The 21,297-nt window shown below is 65.7% G+C and carries 22 protein-coding genes; 2 read left to right on the top strand and 20 right to left on the bottom strand.

Annotation, left to right across the window (positions count from 1 at the left end):
- Window positions 1–803, top strand: an 803-nt coding sequence (locus JWN03_RS36505) for a DUF3418 domain-containing protein (protein WP_297625009.1), incomplete at its 5' end; no start/stop codon positions are given.
- A 250-nt stretch (window positions 804–1,053) separates the two neighbouring features.
- On the opposite strand, the gene nrdR is transcribed toward JWN03_RS36505, so the two are convergent.
- The 3 genes from nrdR to JWN03_RS36490 all read right to left on the bottom strand — a co-directional run bounded on the left by nrdR (window position 1,054) and on the right by JWN03_RS36490 (window position 3,579).
- On the bottom strand, window positions 1,054–1,530 hold the full coding sequence (gene nrdR / locus JWN03_RS36500; protein ID WP_297625007.1) for a transcriptional regulator NrdR: 477 nt from the start codon (window positions 1,528–1,530) through the stop codon (window positions 1,054–1,056).
- Window positions 1,531–1,625: 95 nt separating this feature from the next.
- Window positions 1,626–2,939 carry a hypothetical protein gene (locus JWN03_RS36495; RefSeq protein WP_297625004.1) on the bottom strand — a complete coding sequence of 438 codons (1,314 nt, stop codon included), beginning with the start codon at window positions 2,937–2,939 and terminating at the stop codon, window positions 1,626–1,628.
- 235 nt (window positions 2,940–3,174) lie between these two features.
- Window positions 3,175–3,579 carry a hypothetical protein gene (locus JWN03_RS36490; RefSeq protein ID WP_297625002.1) on the bottom strand — a complete coding sequence of 135 codons (405 nt, stop codon included), beginning with the start codon at window positions 3,577–3,579 and terminating at the stop codon, window positions 3,175–3,177.
- 301 nt (window positions 3,580–3,880) lie between these two features.
- Here JWN03_RS36490 and lexA point away from each other — a divergent pair, with 301 nt between their 5' ends.
- Window positions 3,881–4,582: a transcriptional repressor LexA gene (lexA, locus tag JWN03_RS36485; RefSeq protein WP_297625031.1), complete on the top strand. Its 702-nt coding sequence runs from the start codon at window positions 3,881–3,883 to the stop codon at window positions 4,580–4,582.
- Between the two features lie 79 nt (window positions 4,583–4,661).
- Here lexA and JWN03_RS36480 read toward each other — a convergent pair whose 3' ends face one another.
- The 17 genes from JWN03_RS36480 to JWN03_RS36400 all read right to left on the bottom strand — a co-directional run bounded on the left by JWN03_RS36480 (window position 4,662) and on the right by JWN03_RS36400 (window position 21,292).
- The gene (locus JWN03_RS36480; RefSeq protein ID WP_297624999.1) at window positions 4,662–5,123 is read right to left on the bottom strand and encodes a DUF2231 domain-containing protein; all 462 of its coding nucleotides are present in this window, start codon (window positions 5,121–5,123) and stop codon (window positions 4,662–4,664) included.
- Between the two features lie 79 nt (window positions 5,124–5,202).
- Complete coding sequence (locus JWN03_RS36475) at window positions 5,203–5,829, bottom strand: hypothetical protein (protein ID WP_297624997.1); 627 nt, start codon at window positions 5,827–5,829, stop codon at window positions 5,203–5,205.
- 285 nt (window positions 5,830–6,114) lie between these two features.
- Window positions 6,115–7,785: an alpha/beta hydrolase gene (locus JWN03_RS36470; protein WP_297624994.1), complete on the bottom strand. Its 1,671-nt coding sequence runs from the start codon at window positions 7,783–7,785 to the stop codon at window positions 6,115–6,117.
- A 59-nt stretch (window positions 7,786–7,844) separates the two neighbouring features.
- Entirely contained in the window at window positions 7,845–8,153 is a 309-nt protein-coding gene (locus tag JWN03_RS36465; RefSeq protein WP_297624991.1) for a hypothetical protein, read from the bottom strand.
- A gap of 302 nt (window positions 8,154–8,455) precedes the next feature.
- Window positions 8,456–9,403, bottom strand: coding sequence for an acyl-ACP desaturase (locus tag JWN03_RS36460; protein ID WP_441343128.1), 948 nt, complete (start codon window positions 9,401–9,403; stop codon window positions 8,456–8,458).
- Between the two features lie 110 nt (window positions 9,404–9,513).
- Window positions 9,514–10,605 (bottom strand): alpha/beta hydrolase, encoded by a 1,092-nt coding sequence (locus JWN03_RS36455; RefSeq protein WP_297624985.1) that lies wholly within the window; start codon window positions 10,603–10,605, stop codon window positions 9,514–9,516.
- A 119-nt stretch (window positions 10,606–10,724) separates the two neighbouring features.
- Window positions 10,725–11,675, bottom strand: a complete 951-nt coding sequence (locus tag JWN03_RS36450) for a hypothetical protein (RefSeq protein ID WP_297624982.1) — start codon at window positions 11,673–11,675, stop codon at window positions 10,725–10,727.
- 45 nt (window positions 11,676–11,720) lie between these two features.
- Window positions 11,721–12,311 (bottom strand): hypothetical protein, encoded by a 591-nt coding sequence (locus JWN03_RS36445; protein ID WP_297624979.1) that lies wholly within the window; start codon window positions 12,309–12,311, stop codon window positions 11,721–11,723.
- Window positions 12,312–12,323: 12 nt separating this feature from the next.
- The gene (locus JWN03_RS36440; RefSeq protein WP_297624976.1) at window positions 12,324–12,965 is read right to left on the bottom strand and encodes a hypothetical protein; all 642 of its coding nucleotides are present in this window, start codon (window positions 12,963–12,965) and stop codon (window positions 12,324–12,326) included.
- Between the two features lie 48 nt (window positions 12,966–13,013).
- Window positions 13,014–13,967, bottom strand: a complete 954-nt coding sequence (locus JWN03_RS36435; protein ID WP_297624973.1) for an MlaD family protein — start codon at window positions 13,965–13,967, stop codon at window positions 13,014–13,016.
- Window positions 13,964–15,118, bottom strand: a complete 1,155-nt coding sequence (locus tag JWN03_RS36430; RefSeq protein ID WP_297624970.1) for an MlaD family protein — start codon at window positions 15,116–15,118, stop codon at window positions 13,964–13,966. The genes JWN03_RS36435 and JWN03_RS36430 overlap by 4 nt, the downstream gene beginning before the upstream one ends.
- Before the next feature lie 5 nt (window positions 15,119–15,123).
- A complete protein-coding gene (locus JWN03_RS36425) occupies window positions 15,124–16,299 on the bottom strand; it encodes an MlaD family protein (protein WP_297624967.1) in 1,176 nt (391 codons plus the stop codon).
- Window positions 16,300–16,302: 3 nt separating this feature from the next.
- A complete protein-coding gene (locus JWN03_RS36420; protein WP_297624964.1) occupies window positions 16,303–17,367 on the bottom strand; it encodes an MlaD family protein in 1,065 nt (354 codons plus the stop codon).
- Complete coding sequence (locus JWN03_RS36415) at window positions 17,364–18,368, bottom strand: MlaD family protein (protein ID WP_297624961.1); 1,005 nt, start codon at window positions 18,366–18,368, stop codon at window positions 17,364–17,366. Before JWN03_RS36415 ends, JWN03_RS36420 begins: the two co-directional genes overlap by 4 nt.
- Entirely contained in the window at window positions 18,365–19,516 is a 1,152-nt protein-coding gene (locus tag JWN03_RS36410; RefSeq protein ID WP_297624958.1) for an MlaD family protein, read from the bottom strand. Before JWN03_RS36410 ends, JWN03_RS36415 begins: the two co-directional genes overlap by 4 nt.
- A gap of 3 nt (window positions 19,517–19,519) precedes the next feature.
- Window positions 19,520–20,380, bottom strand: coding sequence for an ABC transporter permease (locus tag JWN03_RS36405; protein ID WP_297624957.1), 861 nt, complete (start codon window positions 20,378–20,380; stop codon window positions 19,520–19,522).
- Entirely contained in the window at window positions 20,381–21,292 is a 912-nt protein-coding gene (locus JWN03_RS36400) for an MlaE family ABC transporter permease (protein ID WP_297624956.1), read from the bottom strand.
- Between the last annotated feature and the right edge of the window lie 5 nt (window positions 21,293–21,297).

The raw sequence follows: 21,297 nt of genomic DNA, 5'->3' as shown, positions 1-21,297 counted from the left end.
AGACCATTACCGGTTATCCCGCACTGGTTCCCGAGGGCGACGGTGTGGCGGTCCGGGTGCTGAGCTCACCGGCCCAGCAGGCCGCCGCCATGCGCACCGGTACCCGCACGCTGCTGCTCAATGCGCTGCCGAGTTCGGCGCGAGCGGTCACCGCCGGGCTGCCGCCTGTCGATCGGCTTGCGCTGAGCCAGAATCCGTACGGCTCGCTCGACGCGCTGATCGAAGACTGCCGGGCCTGCGCCGCCGATCAACTCATCGCGAGTTCCGGTGGGCCGGTGCGCAGTCCGGAGCAGTTCAAGGCGCTCGTCGAGAAGGTGCGGCCCAACTTCACCTCGACCGTCGTGCAGATCGTGCGACTGGTGGTGCCGATACTCGCCGAGGCGCACCACGTGCGTGCCGCCCTCGCCGATTCGCGTGATCGGGACGCCGCGCAGGATGTCACGCACCAGCTCGACGATCTCGTATTCCGCGGCTTCGTCTCCGAATGGGGCGGTGTGCGATTGCGCGAACTGCCGCGCTATCTCGAAGCGGCGCGCCTGCGGCTGGAAGCCCTGCCCGCGGCGACCAATCGCGACCGGGCCGGCATGGCCGAACTCGATCGGGTGCACGCCGCCTACGACCGGCTGCTCGAACTGCTGCCCGAGGGCCGCCGCGGTGGCCGCGATATCACCGAAATCTGGTGGATGATCGAGGAATTGCGCGTCAGCCTCTTCGCCCAGCAGCTCGGCACGCCATACGCGGTCTCCGCCAAGCGCATCGAAAAGGCGGTCGACGCGGCCCGCAAGCCCCCCTCCAAACGCTGACTACTGCATCCGGGGCAGCACTCGACACCCTGGCCGGACCCGACACCCTGGCCAGACCCGGAACCCGGGGAGAGCTCGAGCCCATGGGCATGAACCGCTCTGTCATCCCGGCGTGTTTGTGGCCGGGATCCACAGTGCTCCATCAGATTTCAATGGATCCCGGCCAAGGGCGTGCCTGGATGATGGGCGCAAGTATCCCGAAAAGACGAGTGTCGAACGTGCCGGGATGAGTGAGCGTCAGCGACCGTGATCAGTCGGCGGCGACGCCGACGGCGTGTTCGGCGCGGTGTTTGCGCAGTGAGGCGATCTCCTGCTCGAAATCCTCGGCGGAGCTGAAGGATCGGTAGACCGAGGCGAAGCGCAGGTAGGCGACTTCGTCGAGATCACGCAGCGGGCCGAGGATGGCGAGACCGACCTCGTGGCTGGGCACCTCCGGGGCGCCCTTGGCGCGGACCGCATCCTCCACCTGCTGCGCGAGCAGGTTGAGGGCGTCGTCATCGACCTCGCGGCCCTGGCAGGCGCGGCGCACACCGCGAATGACCTTCTCGCGGCTGAACGACTCACTCACACCGCTGCGCTTGACCACCGAGAGAATCGCGGTTTCCACCGTGCTGAACCGTCGCCCACACTCAGGACAGGCACGACGCCTCCTGATGGCGCTGCCTTCCTCGGCTTCACGCGAGTCGACCACCCGGGAATCGGGGTGGCGACAGTACGGGCAATGCATCCGTGATCCTTCGTCGGGGCCTGGGCTCCTCAGCAATCTCGAGGATACCCGGACGGCGGCGATCGGCGTGCGTCCGCCCGGGCGAGCGGCCCCGATCAGGTGGTCAGCTGCCACTCCGCGGTCAGATCGCCGAGCAGATCGGGCAGTCGCCGCAGCAGCCTGCCTTCGGCCAGTTTGTCCGAGAAGGGCTCCGCGAGAACGGGTCTCGCGACGGCCTGATCGGCGGAAAGCTCCAGGTAACGGGGTAGGAGATCATTCGTGATGTAGTTCCACCGCGTGTCGCGGTCGGCCCAGTTGAAATTCGGCAGCGGCGTGCGCAGCGACATGGCGCCCGCACTGATGGTGGTGGGCGCGAACACACCGGGCGCCCGCACACCGGGGACGGCGGCCTTACCGGCAATAGTGCTCACGTAGGTCATGACCCGGCCCATGACGCCGCGACCCGAGGAGGTGGCATCCCACTGGTCGGCGATGATCTGGTTCTGCTCGCGGTCCGTCATGCGATAGGCGGCATCGGCCAGTCCGGCCGGGGTGTGGCCGTCGAGCTCACGCCAGGCGGTGACGGCATTGTCGTCGAGCACGCCGGCCCGGTACATCTCCTCGACCCCGGCCAGGCCGTCGGCGGCATACGCCTCGTGCATGGGCACCTGGTCGATGAAGATGTGCTTCTGCATGATCATCAGCCGGGTCTGGTACCAGGTCAGGTCGTCGGCGGTGAGGCGCTCTCCCTCGCTGCCCAGCGTCCGGATGTCGGCGGGCAGCAGATTCAGCAGATCTGCGGGCGTGCCGCGGAGCAGATCGGCGACCGCACTGCCCACCTGGTGAATGCCCGGGACGCTGACGATATTCGCGACATCACCCATATCGAAGAAGCCCGAGGCGAAGGATCCGCCCGCGAGCCCGGCCAGCCCGACCCAGTAGAAGTCCGGGTGCTGATTATTGAGCCGCAGGTAGTTCACGTACACCTGGATGAAGGTGTGCGAGTTCGCCGGCACACCGCGCACGGGATCCCAGGTGGCCAGATCGATATCGGCATTCTGGGTGGCGACGGCGAGCCAATACTGGTGCAGCAGTGTGGCGTAACGCTGCGGTGCCACGCCCGCCGCGCGCGCCGCGTCGAGGGCGGTGCGCAATTCGGCCGGGTCGAGCGGTAGCGCCGGATTCAGCCCGCCGCCACCGGAGCCGTCGCCATTGACCGACGGCAGATCCAGATAGGCGGTGTAGGTGGAATCGGCGTGTGCCGCCGGTACCGAGACGAATCCCAGCACCAGGCAGGTCAGCAGTCCGGCCAGGCGGATCAGACCCTGGCCGCGGTACGGCCTGGCCGCGCCTCGCGAGTGCGGTCTGCCCGCGCCGCGTGGGAGTGGCCTGCTCGCGCACTGCCGCGTGCCGCCGGTGCCCTGCGCCATTGCGCCCCCTTGTGCAATACACGCCGGTCCGTTCAGGGCCGGCGCGAATGTAGCCTCTGTCACATCTCGGGCACCGTAGCAACGCGTTTCAGTTTTCAATCTACTTTTTCGGCCATCCCCCTGGCCGACCATCCCTATTCAATGCCCGGCTATTGCCAGGCGAACCGCATTTCGGAGGCTTCGAGCCGCGACGCTTCCCCGCGCCACCGCACCGTGGCGACCGAACCGCAACCGGCTAGTGGGGCGGGGCGGGCGCGACCTGGACCACCGAGGTGGTCTGCGAATCGAAGTCGCCGGACCGCAACTGCGCCAGTGCGACCAGGCCGGCGACGGCCAGTGCTGTCATCAGTGCGGTGACCGCGAGCGCCGCGAAACCGATCTGCGCGCGCTGTACGCGAGTGATCGGGTGCGCACCACGAGCGCGTCCGGCGCGGCGCGCCACGATGTGCGCACGCCCGGCACGCGCGCGATCACGCGGTACGGGCTGCAGGCGCGCCCGGCACGGCTGCCGGTCAGCCGCGGGCCGCCAGACCCCGTGGGAGACGGGGGCCGGGGTGCGATCGGCGTGCAGCTCCCACGGGATGCTGCTGAAGCCGAAATCGCTTGCACGAGTGTCGAATTCGCTGGTCACAGTGCGCATCGAAGAATCCTCCATGCTTGGCTTGCCGGATAACTCTGGACAGTTGACTCGCTCATGTGTTCGAAGAACTGATGTTCGAATTTCTACCACGGCCGACCGACAATGTCGCGTATTTGCGCGACATGCGTCGAACAGATGTTTGATCAGTCCGGAGTCTCGGACTACAGTCAGTGACGAGCTTCCCGGACGTTCGGCAAACAGCGCCCGGGAACGAATTCCGGTGAGACACAGCAGTGAACGGAGGACTGCGGCGGTGAGCGAACACAGCGCTGTGGAGGGTGACAACGGTCCGGCCGACCCGATCGGGGAGGGTACCGAGACATCCAGCCAGGGGGCGGATCTCACGGCCCGCCAGCGCAGAGTGCTGGATGTCATCCGAAGCTCGGTCAGCGACCGCGGGTATCCGCCCAGCATCCGGGAGATCGGTGATGCCGTAGGCCTCACCTCCACCTCCTCGGTAGCGCATCAGCTACGTGCGCTGGAACGCAAGGGCTACCTGCGCCGCGACCCGAATCGCCCACGGGCAGTCGATGTCCGCGGGCTGGACGAAACCGTCATGCGCGCCGCATCCGGTGCGCCGCAGCTACGTTCGGTTCCGGCGGAGGTCGAGGGCTCGGCCGATCGCCCGGTGCCCATCTTCGTCCCGGTACTGGGCCGGATCGCCGCCGGTGGTCCGATACTGGCCGAGCAGGCCGTGGAGGACATCTTCCCGCTGCCGCGCGAGCTGGTCGGCGACGGTTCACTGTTCCTGCTGAAGGTCGTGGGCCAGTCCATGATCGACGCTGCCATCTGCGACGGCGACTGGGTGGTCGTCCGTCAGCAGAATGTGGCCGAGAACGGCGATATCGTGGCCGCCATGATCGACGGCGAGGCCACCGTCAAGACGTTCAAGCGCACCGGTTCCCAGGTGTTGCTGATGCCGCACAACTCCCTGTTCGAGCCGATTCCGGGCAATGACGCCCAGATTCTCGGCAAGGTCGTCACGGTCATTCGCAAGATCTGACCGTGCCGGACTGCCGTGGCCCGGCGCCCGCCCGCAGACCGGGCGCCGGGTCACGACACTCACCCGAGGGTCTCGCCCCTCACAAGGCGATACCGCCCCAGACCGCATGCGCCCCGGAATCTCCGACGCGATAGGTCTGCAGCAGCGCCGCGGCTCCGGCCGCCACCGCGAGCACCGCGATCAGCACGTTCGCGATTCGGCCGAGCGGCTTGCCCCTGCCCTCTCGCACCTGCATCAGCACCAGCAGCGCAGCTGGAATGAGTAGCGGTGCAACAAAATACAGCATTTCCTCGCCGAGATTCACATGGCGATCGATAGCCGGCGTCGACCCCAGTCGCTGCTGCAGCCACTCCCCCGCATTTGTGGTCGCCGGCGTCAACGCGACGACCAACACCGCCAATCCGGCGGCCGGCCAGATCCATCTACGCCGCGCCGCAGGCCACAGCGCACAAACCACGAGTAGCACCGCCGTCAATGGCACGAGAACGACAATGGCGTGCACCAGCAGCACATGCGCGGGCAATCCACTGATTGTCGACATTCGACTCCCCTGATTCGGCGGTCCGTTGTTAATCAGGACAACGTAAGAGGACCGCCGCGGGTTCGGCTGTAGCGCGCCGCTATTCGGGCGAGTTCGGCACCTGCACCCGGGCCATGAGCACGGTGGCTTCGGGATCGCTCGGCCGTTCCGGAGCCGACCGCCTGATCACCGTCGTCGCCGCATCGTTCGGCGCCGCCGGTTCGTCCGGCACCGCGGGCTCGCTCAGCGGCGGCACGGATTGATTCGAAGGAGCCACGTCAGCGGGCTGAACCGGATCGATCGTGCGCACCGCAGGAGTCTCCGTACGCGGCGATGCCATGACCTCGGTAAGTCCGAGAGCCGCGTCTTCGGTGCGAACCGGATCGGCGAAAGCCATGGCTGGCGGCGTCGGGTGCAAGAAGCCGAGCATTTCGTACTGGGCGCCAATCGTCATGGCCACCGAGTCCTTGTCCGCGGAGATGAAGCCCTGATTGGGGCCGATCACGCGGCGCAGGGACTCCAGCCAGCGGTGGTCGAGCACGCGGCAATCGGCCCACGGGAAGTATTCGAGACCGGTCCGCAGGAAGAAGCGATCACCGATTCGAGCCTGGCGCAGCAGGTCCAGCAACCAGGCGTCGATGCGATTGGGCTGCGCATTGCGATAGATGCGAGTGTGCGGTGGTATGGCAGCGTTCGCGAACTCTCCGAACGCACTCAGCAACTTCACAGGGAACTCATCCGTCCGGACAAATCCGACGACATCGAGACCCTGCAACTGATCTGGAAGTTGCGCCGCGGCCCGGCGCTCGTTTTGCAGTTTGAACTTCCTGTTGATGTCCTCGGTGCGCATTTATCCCCGCTTTCCCGCCACTGCTTCCGGGAACCCTAGCATGAACCCAACCGTTTCAAATCCAGTCGGTCACCTGGCCAGATGGGGTCTGACCCGCACTTCCGCTATGAATCCGCAACACATATGCGCATTGCCGGTTGCCGTCGATCGGGTCACCGAACATCAGGGCCGATACCGTCCGGTGATGATCTCGCCCTGGGTGTTCAGACCGGGATTTTCGGTGCCCCAGTAATTGCCGTGTGCCCACGGATCGAACGGCAGCAGCGAACCGAAGGGCAGCGAACGCAGCAGCAGGAGGTTCAGAGTCGCGCCCGCGGAGGCGAAGACCGTTGCGCCGAAATGCGGATCGACAGGATCGGCGCCGTGGATCCAGCGCGCGTAGAACGACACCGGATCGTCCGGATCCGCGGTGGCGAAGACATGCTCGTGATTGTGTTCCGGGGCAATGCCGTCCAATCTCAGCTCGGAGACGTCGTGGACCGCCACGCCCGGACTACCCACAAAAACCAGATTGTCCGCCGCGAGCGAGTTGCCATGACTGGCAGCCACTCCCATGAGCGTCGTGCCGTAGCTGTGCCCGACCACGGTGAGATTGGCGGGCACGCCCGTATGCGTGGCGCGCAGACCCGATTCGAATCGATCCAAGGCCGGAGCGCCGTCGTCGGCATATCGATCCGAGAGGGCGTTTCCCAGTCCGGGTGGCGATTCGTAGCCGTACCAGGCGATCACCGAAGTGCGCGCCGAATCGTCGGCCGTGGTCGCAGCCGCCAGCAGGGCGCGGGCTCGCGCCGTTCCGGTACCGATGCCGTCGAGGGCCGAGCCGGTGCCGGGTACGAAGGTGGCGATATTGCTCGCGGCGTCGGGATTATTGAGGGCGATTGCCCCGTGGCCGTCACTGTCGACGCTGAGCAGATAGCACCCGGGGGCACCCGCCGCGCTGATGGCGGCCGTGTACGCGACCGATTCGGTCCGGATCTGCCGGCGTTCGGCGTCCCAGCGGTGCAGCGCAATCCAGTCGTGTGCCGTGTCCGGCAGGTTCTCCCGGCGCGCCCAGTCCGCATGCTGTGCGTCCAGGCTGCTCAGGTCCGATTGCGCGGCCGCGCGCAGCTGTTCGAGATGCATACGGTTGTAGCGGTCCCTGGCGACCGCCGGTATGCCATCCCGATTGCCGATCGCAGGGTCGTAGGCGAACAGTGCATCCTGATCGGCCGGCGCGAGCGATTCCCACAGCGCGCGCAGGGCTTTCGGGTCGTCCGGCAGGAAGGCATTGCCGTCGAGAACGGCGGCCACCCGCGCATTCATCGGCCCGCCCTGCGGTGCGCCGCGCAAGGCCACCAGTGCCTCGACGGCTGCAGTGAGCCGCGCCCCGACGGACTGGTCGGCCTCTCCGGCGCAGTCGAGCAGTGGTAGCAGCCGTGCCTGCAAGACCAGTGCCTTCGCCTCGAAGCAGGCCTGCAGCGCGAGATCCAATGCGGCATTGCCGGTATCGGCATCCGGTGCCGCGACTGTCCCGTCGTCAGCGATCACGCAACCATTGGCGGTGGCTTCGAGTTCGATATCGCGGACCGTCGCGCACACACCGGCCAGTGCGGCCGCGTCGGCAAGCGCATCGGCGATATCGAGTACGGCCGCGCCGATATGGTTCGCAGTCAACTGGGAGGTCAATGCGCGTAATGCCGCCGCAGTGGCCGCCGCACCCCGCCATCCCGAAACAGCCACATCCACATGGTGACCGGCCGCACGCATGGCCTCGCCGAAGCGCAGGTTCCCCACCGCCACAGCATCACTCGCGATTCCGGCCACCGCCGGATCCCACCCGCGCAGCTGTGACATGGTCGCTCTCGACAACGCTCCCTCCCGGATCCTCCCCGCCTACTGCACCCTGCGAATAGCTACGGCCGCCCCGTCAAATAGCTGTCGAGCTGACCCTCGAACGCCGCATCGGTCTCGGCATAGCCCCGCGCCCCCTGCTCGGATACCGCCGCTAGCTCAGACAGGCGATCGGCCATCCCACCGAGCGCCGACCGCAGCGGCTCACCCACACCCGCCGCCGCCGCACCGATCGCCGAATTCGGCATAGCCCGGCCGACTTGCACAATCGAATCCACCGGATCGATCCCCGCGATAGTCGCGGCCTCCACTCGCACCGCCGCCGCCATAACACGCAGCGCATCCACATCAGCGCGCAACATATCCCCCATGAGCTCCCTTTCTCCCGAGCTCAACCGTACTGCGACCGCGGCACACCGGATCGGCGCAAAGTGAATCTGTGGATAACCGATCCGCCATCCACAACCCAACAATCCGGTCAACTGGTCTGCATCGAGCCGATCGAGGAGGGCCGGACCGATTCACGCTCACGACAACCGTCTGAGCGCGTAACCCATTGGGACTCGTGGATTCCGGCCAAAGGCATGCCGGAATGACGGGGACCGGGCTGCGCGCGAACACCACCGATTCGTCCGCGCCACATCGCTGCACGACTGCGCTACGCGGGTGGAGATCAGACGGATTCGCGGTCGCGGCGGGCGGCTTCGCGGGCTAGGGAGCGGTCGCGTTGTTCTTCGAAGCGGAGGACGTTCTTGGCCAATTGGTCCAGGTGGGCGCCGAGGTCTTCGCGGATCTGTTCGCCGCGGGGGGTGAAGTCGGTGCGGTCGAAGAGGTTCCATTGGCGTAGGACCGGCATGATTACCTCGTCGAGGTGCTGGCGGAGGTCGTAGATGCCGTGTTTGGCGAGGAGGACGCTGTTGCGGCGGAAGTCGGGCATGCCGGCGCCGGGCATGCGGAAGTTGCGGATGACCGTCGCGATGGCTTCTATGGCGTCGTCGGGGACCAGGTCCAGGGCCGCGCCGCAGATATTGCGGTAGAAGACCATATGCAGGTTCTCGTCCGCGGCGATGCGCGCCAGCATGCGATCGGCGATCGGGTCCTCGCACACCCGGCCGGTATTGCGGTGTGAGACACGGGTGGCCAGTTCCTGGAAGGTGACATAGGCGACGCCGTGCAGGACGGCGTGGTCGCCGGTGCCGGTGGGATCGTCGACACCCTGCGAAACACAGATCATCCGGGCCTGCTCCAGTGCGACCGGATCGACGCCGCGGGTGACCACCAGATAATCCCGGATGGCAATGCCGTGCCGGTTCTCCTCGGCGGTCCAGCGATCCACCCAGGTGCCCCAGGCCCGGTCGCGGGAGAACGAGTCCGAGATCAGCCGGTGATAGGAGGGCAGATTGTCTTCGGTGAGCAGATTGGTGATCATGGCGGCGCGCGCGAGCGGGCCGAGTCTGGATTGCTCAGGGCTCCAGTCGGTTCCGCCCATGGCCGCGAAATTGCGGCCCTCGCCCCAGGGCACATAGTCGTGCGGATGCCAGGTTTTGGCGAGGGATAGGTGCCGGTTCAGGTTTGCTTCCGCAACCGGCTCGAGCTCGGACAATAATTCCAGTGGGGTCATGGATTTCGCCACAGGCGTGGTCCTCTGTCTGCACTTCGACGGCCGAATCCGTTGTCCGCGAGCCTACCCGGATCGGGCCTCGGCCGCCCGGCCCTGGAACAAGACGACCGTTATGCAGCTACGCGCCGGCGCAGGACCCGATCCCGCAGTCGCGGTCGCGGCGCCAGCCATGCGGCCACCTCACCGTGCCCGATCCGCTGATTGAATCGACCGATCTCCCGAATGGCCTCGCGGGCATCGGGGAGGATATCTGCGGCGGCATGGAAGACGTGGATTGCCTTGTCCCACACCTGCACCCGGCATTCGACCCCAGCCTCGGCGCAGCGCTCCGCCAGCTTGTCGGCGTCGGCGCGCAGCACCTCGGTGGAACCGACCTGGATGAGCACCGGCGGCATGCCGCTGAAGTCCCGGTTGACCGGCGACCAGAGCGGATCCAGTCGGCCGTCGACGGCGAAGCCCCAGATGGCCGGAATCGCCAGCGCTTCACCGGAAAGCATGGGATCGACCCTATTGTTCGGGTGGGCGACTTTATCCGTGGAGTCCAGATCGGCCCACGGCGCAATGGCCGCAATGCCGCCCGGTACGGGCAGACCGCGATTGCGCGCCTCCAATGCGGTGGTGAATGCCAGTCCACCGCCCGCGGAATCCCCGGCGAAGACAATGTGCTCGGGCTCGAACCCTTCGGCCAGCAGATGCCGGTATGCGGCGACACAGTCCTCGATGGTGTCGGTGATATGCGCCCACGGCAGCTGCCGATAGTCGACATTCAGCAGCGGCATACCGCTTTCGCGGGCAATGCGCGCCACGATGCGCCGATGGGTATTGAGCCCGCAGGCGACAAATCCGCCACCGTGGAAGTAGAGGATGGCGGCATCGCGCAGCCGCTGCGGGTCGACGGTATTGGTGTGCCACACCCATTCGGCGCGGAAGTTCTCGAACCGCACCGCCCGCCGCTCGGTGCCGCGCGGCGGAATGAGCACCCGCGCGAGCGGATCGGCGAGTTCGACGGGCGCGAAGATTCCGGTGTGCCCGCGCAGTGGCCGCTTGCCGCCGAGCCACACCAGGGTGTTCATGCTCCGCCGAAGTGTGTTGTAGGACAGCGGATGTGCGATGCGCAGCGGCAGGCTGGCCCGGCCGCGCAGTTCGATGGTGACGGATTCCGGCGCACGGTCGAATGCGGCGTTCCGGGATTGAGCGGGCATCAGCGACTCCTCGACGAACCACGGGCCGACAGCAGTGGTGGCTTGCCCCCGAGATTACACTGTCCCAGACAGCAGGCCAAGACGGAGAGCCCCCAACCGGACTCGCCGTCTCGCCCCGGCTATTTGGCCGGGGCGGCAGGTTGGATCGCGGGCAGGCCGGGCAGACCGGGCAGGCCCGCATCCGGCTGACCCGGGCCGGTCTTGCTGCCGATGTCCTTGTACCCGAACACCTTCCAATGCCGGTCCACCTTCATGAGGTCGACGTACTCGGTCACCGACCCGGTGGTCGGATCGTTCTGGCCGGGCGCCTTACCGGTCAGCTCGACCACCGCGAGCATCCGGATCAGGGTGTCGTTCTGACTGATCACCGCCGCATCGGAGACCGCGCCGGACATACTGGCGTTCGATTCCGCGAGCAGGCTGAGCAGCGCCTTGGTCTGGCGCACCTGCTCTTTCAGAGTATCCGTGGTGGCGGCGGTCATGGCGGCATTCCACTTCGCCATGCCTTTATCGTTCACGGCATCAACGGTGTAGGCGGTGGCCAGAAAGTCGCCGCCGACCTTCAGGGCCGCGTCCCGGTCCGCCGACTGTGCATCGCCGACTGCCACGGTGTGGCGCAGATCGCTACGGGCATCGGCAAAATGCCATGCGCTGAAACCTGATCCGGCCGACGCCAGCACGACCGCCGATGCCGCGGCGATAACCACGGGCAGACGAACTCGATCCCCCACCCGAAGGCGGATCCCCGGGGCGCGCACCGAAGCAGCGCGTGCCGCTCCCTTCTCGGCACGAGCTCCCTTCCGCCCCACCCGGTCCGGCAACGGCTCGGCAGGCTGCACGATGTCGTCGGTCGCCCCGTCGGTCTCGGTGGGCGGCACGGTCGTGTCGGTCGCCTCCTCGGTGTCGGCAACACCCGCGACTGCCGACTCCTCATCGGCTACAGCCGATTCCTCATCGAGGGTGGACTCACCCGTCGCCTCAGCCGGTTCCTCCGCACTCTGGGCCGACGTCTCCGCGACCGATTCCTCGTTGTCCACCGCTGCCGTCGCTGTCTTCTTCGCTGTCGTCATAGGATTCCGCCTCTCGCGGTCAGCATGGGATTCCGCCTTTCGCGGTCAGCGCGGCGTCTCCGCGGGCGCGGGGGCATCGGTGGTTGGGGCCGGTGCGGGCGGCAGGCCGCCCGCGGGGCCGTAGCCGGAGACCTTCCAGTGGCCGTCGATCTTGTGCATATCGACCAGCACGGAGCTGTCATTGGTGCCGGGCTCCTTTGCATCCGGGTCGGTGCGCCCGGTCGATTCGATGACCGCCAAAAGCGTGATCGCATCGCCGTTCTGGGAGACCACGCCGATATCCTTGACCGTGCTGTTCATCTCGAGATGCGCCTTGACCAGCTTGTCGAGCACCCCGCGCCACTGCCCGAGCTGATCGTGCATGGAGTCGGTGGTGCTCGCCAGCACGGCACTGTCCCAGCGATCCAGGCTGCCGTCGTTCACCGTGAACATGGTGGTGAGGAAGTCCGCGCCCGCCTTGGAGGCGGCATCTTGATCGGCGGTCCGCGCCCGGGCGGTGCTCACCGCATCGGCGGCGTGCGTGCGGGCGAGCGCGAAATAGCCGCACGCCGTACCGCTTCCGCCCACCAGCACCGCGGCCGCCGCAACGGCCACCAGCAAGCGGCGCTTGGTCAGCACGATTGTTTTCTTCTGCATACTCGATATCCCCTATCGCGGCTGTTCGGGCTGGCCGGGCACGGTGGGTCCGGGTGTCGCCGGCGCCGGTGTCGCGGCGAGATCGCCGCGCAGGGCCTGATCGCCGCGCCCGGAGTCGACCGCCTTCCAACCGCCGCCGTCGCGCGAAACCTCCACCCACACGGCCGAAGTCGTCTTCACCGGGTCAGTCGTCTGGAAGTTCTGGGTGCTCTCGTCGATCTGCGCGACCACCTTCACGCCCTGGTCGGCCTGCTCCGCGCAGGCCGCATCGGCAACAGTCGCGGACTTGCGCAGCTTTCCGGCCTTGATCAGCTCGGCATTGTCCTGCGCCACTTTGGCAGTCGAGAAATAGTCGTGGACCGGTCCGGCGGTGAGCGCCGCCATCTTGGTGGTCCACTCCTCCGGCGTGCGATAGTCGAAGTTATTGGCCGCCAGCAGAAAATCGGTTCCGGCCTTGATGGCGGCGGTGCAGTCGGCCTCCTTGCGCCGGTATTGCGCGAGCGTGGTGCTGAGCGAATCGTTCCGGTCCGACAGCTCCCAGTTCCGGTACGACATCACCCCCACCGTCGTCGCGATGACCAGCAACGCGGCCGCCAGACCGAGCAGTGGAATCGGAATTCCCTTGTCACTCCAAACTTTCCACCGAGATTCCATCCGTACCCTTTCCTTGCTGCCCTGCTGTTGCCTGTCCCACGCGCCGCCCTAGTGCGGTATGTCCACGAGCACGCGGAACCCCTTCCCGTCCGGGAATGCGGCGAGTAGCCCGTCCATGGTCTTGCCCAGGTCCACGTACGAGTTCTCCACCGGATCGAGCAGATAGGGCCGCAGCACCTCCAGCGCCGGTCCGCCCTTGCCGATCAGCGCGGTCAGGTATTTCATGAGCCGCTGTCCGAGCGGAATGAACGGAACCACCTGTCGCCCACCGCTTTCCTCGGTAATGCTGATCAGCTGATCGAGCAGCACCGGCAGCTCCGGCAGCAGGGTGTGGGCGAGCCGATCGGCGCTCTCGCGCAGCAGTGTGAGCTTCGCGCCCGACGATTCCGAGGCGGCCCCCGCCAGGAAGCCGACGAGCCGCTGAATGAGTTCGCGGTTCTGCCGCAGCGTGGTCGCGAACATGCTGCCGGACTGGACCAGCTTCTGAATGCTCGGTCCCACATCCGCAATGGCGACATCCGCGCCCTGCAGAATCGAATTGATGGCGTCCGGATCGATCTGCGCGATCACCGACTGCACACCGCCGAGGGCGCGCGCGATGGTCAGCGGCTGCACGACCTGTGCGGTCGGAACCACGCCGCCATCCGAGAAGTACGGCCCCTGAGTCGATTTCGGCGCGAAGTTGATGTACTGCTCACCGACGGCGGACAGATTGGCCACCGTCACGACGGAGTCCATGCCGATGTGATAGTCGGCCTTCACCGACAGACTCGCCAGCACCCCGCCCTCGGCCTTCGCCAGCCCGACCACCTTGCCGACCTGTAAACCGTTGAGCGTCACCGGCGAGGTCTGCATGATGCCGCCCGAGGTCGGCAGTAGCACCGACAGCGAGTACGTGCGCGCACCCGGCCGGAATCCGAAGACGCCGTACGTCAGGTAGGCCGAGGCGCCCACCGCCATGATCACCATGGCAAGCGCCGACACCAGAATCTTGCGGGTCATCGCACCAACCCCACCAATTTCAGGACCGGATTCACCCGATCGCGGAAGGCCTGTTCATTGGCCGCGACAATGCGCGCGTCTGCGACCGGATCACCGGTGAGCAGCTCCGGCGGCGTCTGCGGCGCGATATCGGCGATGGTGATGGACGGCAGCCCGCGCGCCGACAGGAACGGGACGATCTTGTTCTGCAGCAGCGCATCAACGGCACTCAGCGTGCGCGGCACCTCATTGGGCGAGGCGATCACGGCCTGTGCCAATGGCGTCCACACATCGAGGAAGCGATCGATCCGATCCACCCGGGTGTTCGTCTTGGGATCGGCCTTGTCCAGCAGGATGTCTCCGGCGTAGGAGGCCAGATCCCGCAACGCGTCGATGAAGTACATGATGTCGGGCAGCACCTTCTGCACCACGCCCAGCAGCACCGGCGCCTGGTCGAAGACGAAGCGCCACACATCATCCGCCTGCCGGAAGGTGTCCAGCGCCGCGGTCGCATTATTGAGAATGGCGCTCAGCTGCCCCGTGCTGGCCCCGATGCGATCGATGGCCACCGAGAACTTCGACATGAAGTCCTTGAAGTCACCGGAATCAGCCGGGAATGCCTGATTCACGCTGCTGACGAAGCTCTGCACGAACGGCACATTGCCGCCGGTCACCCAGCTGACCACGGCCGTCATGTACTGCTCGACGCTGGTGGCCTGTTTGGTCTGGGTGATCGGAATGACGCTGCCCTGCGACAGCATCCGCCCCGAATTCTGGTCTGGGATAGTCAGTTTCACGAAGGTATCGCCGAACAGCGTCTGCTGCGCCATCTCCGCCTCGGTCTCGGCGGGCAGCTTCACGCTCCGGTCGATGGCCAGAATGGCGGTCGGCTGATAGTAGGGCTGCTGATCGGCGGGCAACTCCGGCACGTGCGCATCCGGTCGCGGCCGCACGCTCACCGAATCGACCACGCCGATCTGCGCACCATTGAGTTCGACCTTGGTCTTCAGCGGCAGCGACAGCACATCGCCGAATTCCACCCGCACCTGATAGGTCGGCTTGCCGTAGCGGGTACCGGGCAGCGGCAGATCGAGCGGCCGCACCGCGCAGCTCGTCACCGAGGCCACCGTCAGTACGCCGAGCAATACTGTGCGCCAATGCTTTCCGTGCATGACCATCATCTCCCACCGGCCGCGGACATGAGCAGCTGCACCAGGCCCAGATCCACGGTCTCGCCGGGCGCGAAGTCGCGATTGCACTGTGCGAACCAGGGTTTGGCCATCGTGCAGATATCGCGGGCCAGCGACGGATCGATCCGGAAGCTCGGCGGCACGTACTGCAGCCGCCCCGCGCCCAGATTCTCGTCGAACAGGTGCGCGGCGCCCTGCAGCGCGGGCGGCACATCCTTGGCCAGATTCACGAAATCCTGCGTGTGATCGAGGATTTGGAATATCACCGGCATGACCCCGTCCAAGCCCGCCATGATCAGTCGCCCCCACTTGTAGACGAGCAGATTGGCCAGTGGCGGCACCCAGACCGAGATATCGCTGATGATGCCGACCAGATCGGGTCCGATGCGATTGATGATATTCACCGCATCGGTGGTGGCATCGAGCAGGAATTCGCCATCACTGGCGCCCTGGTCGAGATTCTCGCTGATCTTGCGAAACTCCTTGAGAATCGCGCCCATCAGATAGTTGGCGCCGGCCGCGGAGTCGCCGAGGATGTCGGACACATTGCGAATCGCGCCATTGAGCGGCACCGCGCTGTCGTGCACCTGCTGGGCGATCGCCTTCAGCGAGTCGCCGAGCACATTCGGCGCCGGCTGCTGCAGCGGCGCATCGTGCGGTTTACCGGTGAGGTCCTCGGACAGATTCGCGACCGCCCGCATGGCCTCGGTGAATCCGACCGGAGTCTTGGTGCGGTCCTGGGGAATACAGTGCCGATAGTCGAAGGTGCCGCCGCCGTTGTAGGCCGGTCCGAGCTCGACCCGGCGGTCGGTGACAATCGAATTGGCAATGGTCACCGCGCCCAGCTGCTGCGCCAGCCGCACCTTACGGTCAACGGTCATACGCACCACCACCCCGTCGGCCCGTGGCTCGATATCGACCACATTGCCCACCTGAATGCCGAGCATCGTCACCTTATTTCCCTTGTACAGCCCGACAGCGTCCCGGAATTCCGCGCATACCGCGAGCGGCGCCTCGGTGCTGTCGTAGTACTGCTTGCCGGTGACGGCCACAAACAGGCCCATCACCAGCGCGACCGCGCCGACCATGGCCAGCACCCGGCCCTTGCGGCTGCGCAGGACCACACGACCATGGAAGGCCCGCAATGGATTTCGAGCAGTCATCGCTCAGCACCCAGGCTTTCCGTGCGGGCACAGCGGCGTATCGGTGATGGTGGCCCCCGAATGGTCGATGCGGATATAGGGGTTGTCGGAGTTCTTGGCGAACCACTCGAGCAGCTGCGCGAGATTCGTGTTCATCCCCGCCAGCGCATCCTTATTGCTCACCAGCTCGGCGACCTCCTTGTCCATGGAATCGTAGAGCGGGTCGAGCACCGGTCCCAGTTGGTCATCGGCGAATTTGAATACCGGGGTGATGTAGTCGAAGGCGCGCCGGATCTGCGCGACCAGATTCACCAGTCCGTCCCGATTGGCCGCCACCACCCGGTACACATCGAGCACGTGCTGCCCGGCGAGCTGTAGCCGGTCCAGCTTGTTCATCACCGTCTCGAGGTACTCCTTGGCGACGTCCAGGGCGCGCGCGAATTCGGCGCGGCGTTGCGCCACGATCGCCGAGAGGCTGTTGACATTATTGAGAATTCCGTCGAGCGCCTGCGGTTGCTGCTGGAAGGCGCCGGCCAGTTTGCCGATGGTCTCGCGCAGTTTGCCGACATCGAGTGCGGCCAGCGCCGGCGTCACGTCCTCCATGGCGGCGGACAGGTCGTACGGCGTCTTGGTGTGCTCGCGCGGAATGATCTTGCCGGAGGCGGTGTCCGGTCCGGCAGGCTCGACGGACAGGTAGCGACCGCCGATGGGCGTGAGCAGCTTGACCACCACATGCGAATCCACGCCGACGTGCACCTTGCTGTCGAGTCCGAAGGCGATCTCGGCATGATCGCCGACCAGCGTCACCGTGCGGACCTTGCCCAGCGAGATACCGGCGACGCGGACATCGTCGCCGACCCGCACATCACCGGAATTCTTGAACTCCCCGCGATACACGTTCTCGCCGAATGGAATCACGAAGGCGCCGACAGCGGCGACGAGCGCACCGACGGTCACCAGGATGGCGACGATGCCGACCCGGAACTCGAACTTGTTCTGCGCGTGGGCGCTGCGAACGGTCCAGCGCGGGAAGCGGATTCGCGGAACTGCCAGCCGGTGCAGCACCGCGGTGGCTGATAGCAGGTTCATTTGCAGCCCTCCATGCGCTCTGTGCCCATGAGAATGGTGGTTGGAATGGGCAGCCCGCTCAGGCAGCTCCAGGTGGCCCCCGCCTTCGGTTCCAGCACCAGGGTGTTCAGCGTCTGCGCCGCCAAGGGCACCGCTGCCAGTGTCTGCCGGATGAAGCCGACCATGTCCGGCCCGAGCAGGGTGCTGTAGAGCCGTTCCATGCCGGGGAAGTTGTCGTAATAGATGCCGACGAGCCGGTCGAACAGCGGCATGGCCGCGTTCAGGCCCGGAATCGCCTTGTCTATCAGGCCTTTCAGCGAATCGAGTTTGCCGTAGAGCAGATCGACCGTATCCAGGAGCTGGTCGATCATTCCGTCGATCTTGGGCGACTGCCCCTGAAAACGGTTGAGCAATCCGGAGAAGTTGTCGGCGAGCAGGGTGACCACCGGCTCTTGATCGGCAGCCACCGCAATGATTTGGTTCAGGCTATCCATGACCGGCTCCAGTCCGCGCCCGTCACCGGAGACCACCAGCAGCAGGTTCTCCAGGAATTTGTCCACCGACCCGGCGGAGAGCGCGTCGAAGATGGGGCGCACCGCATCGAAAAGTTCTGAGATGTCGAAGGATCCGTGTGTGCGCTCGATGGGGACCATGGAGCCGGGCGGAACCTTGTTGCCGGGCGCGACCTTCTGCTGCACGGCCAGATACCGGTCGCCGACAAGCGATGAAAACAGTACGGAGACTTCGGTATTGTCGTAGAGCTGCTGACCCTCGGCGACAGTGAACTCCACATACGCGACCGTGCCGTCGAGTGCGATATCGGTGACCTTGCCGACCTGCACGCCCGCCATACGCACATCCGAGCCCTTCTTCAGGCCGGAGACATCGGAGATGAGTGCGGCGTAGCCGCGAACCTGCTCCTTGACCGGGGTCTGCAGGGCCGTCCAGATCATGGCGCCCATGACGGCGATGACGAGGCTGACGATGATCAGCCGAATAGCCGCTGTGCGAACGGGTTTCATCGATCACCGCCAGGAGCGGGTATGCCGAACAGTCCGGGCGGAATCGGGAGCCCCGGAATCTGCGGCAGACCCGGGATGCCGGACGGCGCGGCGGGCACGGTCTGCGGTCCGGCCGCGATCACCTTCGGATCCCCGCCGAGATACGGCAGCCCTGCGAGCAAGAGTTGCACCCGGAGCGAGACCGTCCCATCCGGATTGGTGACAAAGGACTTGTCGATCTGGTCGAGCAATTGCGGCAGCCGGGTGTAGAAGCTGGTGAGCCCGCCGGTCGCGCCGCTGATCGGCGTGAGCACGCTCAGCGCGGCATCCACGACCTGGGTGAATCCCGGCTGCGGGAAGATCTTGATCGCATCACCGATCACCTGCCCGATGAGCGTGACGATGCTCTCCAGGTCCTCGTGCTTGCCGGTCAGGAAGGCAATGCGGGACGCCTGCGCCCGGAAGGTCTCCAGCACACCGCGCGACACATTGACCATGTCCGCGCTGAAGCGCGCGCCATCCTGCAGCGCCGGCCGCGGATCGAGCCCGACCAGAATGTCGTCGCCGACCTTCATACGCCCGAGATCGATTGCGGTGGAGATCATCTTGCCGATGCCGTCGGCGCTGCCCTCGAAATTGAGCACCTTGCCGATGCGCCCGGCGGGACCGGTATCGATCTTCCCGAGCTGCTCGCCGACCATGCGGATGACCGAGGTGACGGTGACCGTCATCGAATCCTTGGACAGCGTGATGGTCGCGCCATTGTGCAGCGGCGTGCCCCGGGTGCCGAGGTAGAACAGCTCCAGCGCCGTCATGCCGAGGGTATTGGAGGAGACGAACCGCGCCTGCACATTGTCGGCGAGGAACTTCGCATTCTCCGGATTCACCGACAGCCGCACGAACTGGCTCTGCACGCCCCGGCTCTCCACCTTGCTGACCTGGCCGATGCGCAGCCCGTCCATCTTGACGTCGGCGCCCTCGACAATGCCCTCCCCGACCTGCTGCGCCTCGATATCGACGGTGAACGTCGGCGTGAATCCGCCCTTGATATAGGTGGTGAAGACCAGTGAGATCAGCACCAGCACCGCGCCGCCCACCAGCCCGGTGAGCAGTAGCTGCCACGGCTTGGGACCCCGCTCGTCGACGGCCTGATACTTGGCTATTCCCATGAGCTATCCCGTAATTCGAATATCGCTGACGAACATGCCCCACAGCGCGGTGGTGAGCGTCAGGTCCAGCACGATAATGAGCACCAGGCTGGCGCGAATGGCACGCCCGGAGGCCACACCCACACCCTCCGGACCGCCCGAGGCGTAGAAGCCGTAGTAGGAGTGCACCAGGATGACCACGACGACGAAGACGATGGCCTTGAACAGCGAGAGGAAGATGTCCTTCGGGTTCAGGAAGGCCTGGAAGTAGTGGTCGTAGGTGCCGCCGGCCTGCCCGTGAATCACCTTGATGAAGAAGGCGGTCGCGAAGTAGCTGCACGACAGTGAGGCCAGGTACACCGGGATCACGATGAGGACCCCGGCGATGACGCGGGTGGTGACGACGAACGGAATCGGTTCCACCGCAGTGGCTTCCAGTGCATCGATCTCCTCGGATATTCGCATGGAACCGATTTCGGCGGTGATGCGGCAACCCGCCTGTGCCGCAAAGGCAATGGCGGCGATGAGCGGAGCCAGCTCGCGGGTATTGGCGAACGAGGAGATGAATCCGGTGAGCGGGCCCATGCCCAGCATGTCCAGCAGCCGGAAGGCTTCGATGCCGATGGCCGCACCGGTCATCAGGCCCATGAAGACCACCACACCGACGGTCCCGCCGCCGACGATGACGCGGCCGTTGCCCCAGCCGATGTCCATGAACACGACACCGATCTGGCGGCGATAGCGGTGGATGGTGCGCGGGACGGCCCGTAATACGTGATAGGCGAAGGCGAATTGATGACCGAGCCCCACAATGGGAGCGAGACTGTTGCCCGCATGCGCGAACGAACGCGCCCCCAGCGCTCGGTATTTAGCTGGTAGAACCATTCAGAGCCCCAAATTGTCCGGAAACCAGATCGTGAGCAATTGGGTGATGAGCACATTCGCAGCGAAGGTGATCATGACGCCGAGCACGACGGTCGCATTCACGCAATCGGCCACACCTTTGGGGCCGCCGGAGGCCTCGAAGCCGCGCTGGCTGGCAACCAGGACAACGAGGATTCCGAAGATGACTGTTTTGATGACGGCAATGAGCAGATCGCTGGTACTGGCAAAGGCCGCAAAGGAATTGAAGAACGCACCGGGTACGCCGCCCTGTACCAGCGTCATCATGTAGATGGTCGACATGCCGACGAAGACCACGAGAATGCACATGAGCGGGCCGACAATGAACATGGCGGCCAGCCGCGGGGCGACCAATCGGTGATTCGGATTGATGCCCAGGGTGCGAATGGCGTCGATCTCCTCGCGAATCTTCCGGGCACCCAGATCGGCGGCGACCGCGGCCCCCACCGCACCACCCATAAGAATGCCCGAAATCATCGGGGCCGCTTGCCGAATCACGCCCAGACCGCCGGCCGCACCGGCCTGCGAAGTGGCTCCGACCTGGGCCGCGAGTGATCCAGCCTGAATCTGAATGATCGCACCCAGCGGGACGGAAATAAGAATGGCGGGCCAGCCCGACACGCTCATCATGAACCAGGCCTGCGTGAGGGTTTCGCGCCACGGGTGCTGGAGTTTGACGATATCGCGTACCAGCCCGTACATGGAATCAACGGTCAGCAGCACCAGTCGGCCGAAGGTGCCGATGGAGCCGAGCAGCGTATTCCACGCCCAGAGCGCCAATCCCACGAAGGGTCGCAGAATGGGCGGGACCGTTTCCCGCAGTGTGGGTTCCGCGACCACGGTCTCATTCGCCGAGTAGTCCGGGTCGGCATGTTCTGCCACCTCTGGTCGCATATTCA

It is taken from the genome of Nocardia sp. (assembly GCF_025465275.1).
Taxonomy (GTDB): domain Bacteria; phylum Actinomycetota; class Actinomycetes; order Mycobacteriales; family Mycobacteriaceae; genus Nocardia.
This window is presented reverse-complemented; position numbering and strand designations above follow the sequence as displayed.

Coding starts and splice junctions, on each gene's coding strand:
- nrdR (WP_297625007.1), bottom strand. CDS start 1,530: ATGCATTGCCCGTACTGTCGCCACCCCGATTCCCGGGTGGTCGACTCG.
- JWN03_RS36495 (WP_297625004.1), bottom strand. CDS start 2,939: ATGGCGCAGGGCACCGGCGGCACGCGGCAGTGCGCGAGCAGGCCACTC.
- JWN03_RS36490 (WP_297625002.1), bottom strand. CDS start 3,579: ATGCGCACTGTGACCAGCGAATTCGACACTCGTGCAAGCGATTTCGGC.
- JWN03_RS36480 (WP_297624999.1), bottom strand. CDS start 5,123: ATGTCGACAATCAGTGGATTGCCCGCGCATGTGCTGCTGGTGCACGCC.
- JWN03_RS36470 (WP_297624994.1), bottom strand. CDS start 7,785: ATGTCACAGCTGCGCGGGTGGGATCCGGCGGTGGCCGGAATCGCGAGT.
- JWN03_RS36465 (WP_297624991.1), bottom strand. CDS start 8,153: ATGGGGGATATGTTGCGCGCTGATGTGGATGCGCTGCGTGTTATGGCG.
- JWN03_RS36460 (WP_441343128.1), bottom strand. CDS start 9,403: ATGACCCCACTGGAATTATTGTCCGAGCTCGAGCCGGTTGCGGAAGCA.
- JWN03_RS36455 (WP_297624985.1), bottom strand. CDS start 10,605: ATGCCCGCTCAATCCCGGAACGCCGCATTCGACCGTGCGCCGGAATCC.
- JWN03_RS36450 (WP_297624982.1), bottom strand. CDS start 11,675: ATGACGACAGCGAAGAAGACAGCGACGGCAGCGGTGGACAACGAGGAA.
- JWN03_RS36445 (WP_297624979.1), bottom strand. CDS start 12,311: ATGCAGAAGAAAACAATCGTGCTGACCAAGCGCCGCTTGCTGGTGGCC.
- JWN03_RS36440 (WP_297624976.1), bottom strand. CDS start 12,965: ATGGAATCTCGGTGGAAAGTTTGGAGTGACAAGGGAATTCCGATTCCA.
- JWN03_RS36435 (WP_297624973.1), bottom strand. CDS start 13,967: ATGACCCGCAAGATTCTGGTGTCGGCGCTTGCCATGGTGATCATGGCG.
- JWN03_RS36430 (WP_297624970.1), bottom strand. CDS start 15,118: ATGCACGGAAAGCATTGGCGCACAGTATTGCTCGGCGTACTGACGGTG.
- JWN03_RS36425 (WP_297624967.1), bottom strand. CDS start 16,299: ATGACTGCTCGAAATCCATTGCGGGCCTTCCATGGTCGTGTGGTCCTG.
- JWN03_RS36420 (WP_297624964.1), bottom strand. CDS start 17,367: ATGAACCTGCTATCAGCCACCGCGGTGCTGCACCGGCTGGCAGTTCCG.
- JWN03_RS36415 (WP_297624961.1), bottom strand. CDS start 18,368: ATGAAACCCGTTCGCACAGCGGCTATTCGGCTGATCATCGTCAGCCTC.
- JWN03_RS36410 (WP_297624958.1), bottom strand. CDS start 19,516: ATGGGAATAGCCAAGTATCAGGCCGTCGACGAGCGGGGTCCCAAGCCG.
- JWN03_RS36405 (WP_297624957.1), bottom strand. CDS start 20,380: ATGGTTCTACCAGCTAAATACCGAGCGCTGGGGGCGCGTTCGTTCGCG.
- JWN03_RS36400 (WP_297624956.1), bottom strand. CDS start 21,292: ATGCGACCAGAGGTGGCAGAACATGCCGACCCGGACTACTCGGCGAAT.